This window comes from Salinicola sp., from assembly GCF_982684285.1.
Genome location: NZ_CEXLVS010000244.1, coordinates 4,389 through 6,151, shown reverse-complemented (window position 1 = coordinate 6,151; position 1,763 = coordinate 4,389). Strand labels below are relative to the sequence as shown.

Sequence of the window (1,763 nt, the reverse complement as noted above, 5' to 3'; positions counted from 1 at the left end):
TCGATCTCCAGGGTTCGCTCGAAGCATTCCCGGGCCCGGGCCCGGCGCTCCTGGGTCTGCTTTGTCTGCTGGGCATGTTCCAGTTCGGCCACCTGGTCCAGGCCTTGCCGAAGTTGCCGCCGCGACAGGAGGTGGTCTCGATCTATGGCCAGGCGGGATGGCAGCGTATCCAGCAGTGGCCGGTGCTGATCGACCAACTGCAGGGGCGGTCGGTCGAGACCCAGCTCAAGGGGGTCAACGACTTCTTCAATCAGCTGCGTTTCGTCGACGATGTCGATGTCTGGCAGGTGGAGGATTACTGGGCCACGCCATTCGAGTTTCTCGGTGTCGGCGCGGGGGATTGCGAGGATTTCGCCATGGCCAAGTACCTGACGCTGCGCGAGCTCGGCGTGCCGGACAATCAACTGCGCCTGCATTACGTCAAGTACATTCCCTACGACCAGTTCCATATGGTGGTGACCTGGGCACCCAGCGCGGCGACGCCGCCGGTGGTGCTGGACAACATCGACAAACGGATCGAGCCGGCCTCCAGCCGCAACGATCTGCTCCCGATCTACAGCTTCAACGGCAGTCATCTTTGGATCAGCAAACTGGGTGGAGGCGGGCGTGAAGTCGGCGAATCGAGCCGGCTGAGTCTGTGGCAGAACTGGCAGCAGCGGCTGGACGACGGCTCGCTGCGGAATCCGCGGCGATGATGACGCCGTCGGCATCGGGTACGAATCTCGAGGGAGACGAACGGATGAATGCAAAGGGGATGAATCCCACTACGGTGAGGAGTACGGGAGCCGCAGGGTGGCCGCGTGGGTGGCTGGTGTCGATCCCCGTGATGCTATGGCTGACGGCTTGCGCTTCCAGCACGACGAACCCTGACGTCGTCGTCGACCGGCCGGCGGCCCAGGGGAGCGGCCAGGTCAGCGCCGACAACGTCTTCGATACCGCCGATGGCGATGCCGATGGTTCGTTGTTGCCGCTGGACGTCGAACGGCTGGGGTTGGGGGGCGACTGGCACACATTGGATGCGGATGGGAGCGGGAGGATTTCACGGCAGGAGTTTCGGGATCAGTTCGCGTCGCCGCTGATCCAGGCGACCCTGCGGCTTCCAGGTGACGCCCAGCGGGCGCAACCGCTGGTCTCCAGCGACTTCCTGCTCCCTCCCGAACCGCCGGCTCAGCGCTACGTGCCCGCGCCCATCGAGGCGGTGCCACCCGCGAGCGTGACGATGCCGACCGATGCGCCGCTGACGATTCCGGTCCTGGTCGACGATCAGGATGCCGCTGCGATCGACCAGGCCGCCAGTGAGGCGGCCGAGTCTGATGGCGATGAGGCATCGGTGCCGGTCAACTGAACGACAGACGGGAAGGTGGCGTCATATCTCATGTCCGACCGAATCAGGAGGTGGTTCAAGACCATGTTCTCAGCGACTCCCATCGAGCGTTCCGCCGACGCTCAGGCTGCCGTCGATCGCGCCTGTCGGGACTTGGCGCTCTATCATTTCATGAGCTGTCCATTCTGCCATCGCGTCCGCCACCAGATTCAACGCCTGGCGCTGCCCATCGAACTGCGCGACACCCAGCGTGACCCGGAGCGCCGCCAGGAGCTCATGGCGGGCGGGGGCCGCACCATGGTGCCGTGCCTGCGCATCGACCATGGAAATGGCGAGGTCGAGTGGATGTATGAGTCCGCCGATATCAATCGCTACCTGGCGCGTCGGTTCGAGGGGCAGTGACGGTTCGGAAATCGGCGGTGACGCCGGGTGGCGTGTT

At 64.5% G+C, this 1,763-nt stretch carries 3 protein-coding genes; all 3 read left to right on the top strand.

Translation table 11 applies throughout. The features are described from left to right. Window positions 1-695, top strand: a 695-nt coding sequence (locus AC3AYF_RS17140) for a transglutaminase-like cysteine peptidase (protein WP_487780073.1), incomplete at its 5' end; no start/stop codon positions are given. Between the two features lie 44 nt (window positions 696-739). Beyond that, complete coding sequence (locus tag AC3AYF_RS17135; RefSeq protein WP_487780072.1) at window positions 740-1,345, top strand: hypothetical protein; 606 nt, start codon at window positions 740-742, stop codon at window positions 1,343-1,345. A gap of 63 nt (window positions 1,346-1,408) precedes the next feature. Continuing rightward, on the top strand, window positions 1,409-1,726 hold the full coding sequence (locus AC3AYF_RS17130; RefSeq protein ID WP_298839417.1) for a glutaredoxin family protein: 318 nt from the start codon (window positions 1,409-1,411) through the stop codon (window positions 1,724-1,726). Window positions 1,727-1,763 lie beyond the last annotated feature (37 nt).

What these genes read in the sequence shown, in the direction of transcription:
- AC3AYF_RS17130 (WP_298839417.1), top strand. Translation starts at nt 1,409, where the DNA reads ATGTTCTCAGCGACTCCCATCGAGCGTTCCGCCGACGCTCAGGCTGCC.
- AC3AYF_RS17135 (WP_487780072.1), top strand. Translation starts at nt 740, where the DNA reads ATGAATGCAAAGGGGATGAATCCCACTACGGTGAGGAGTACGGGAGCC.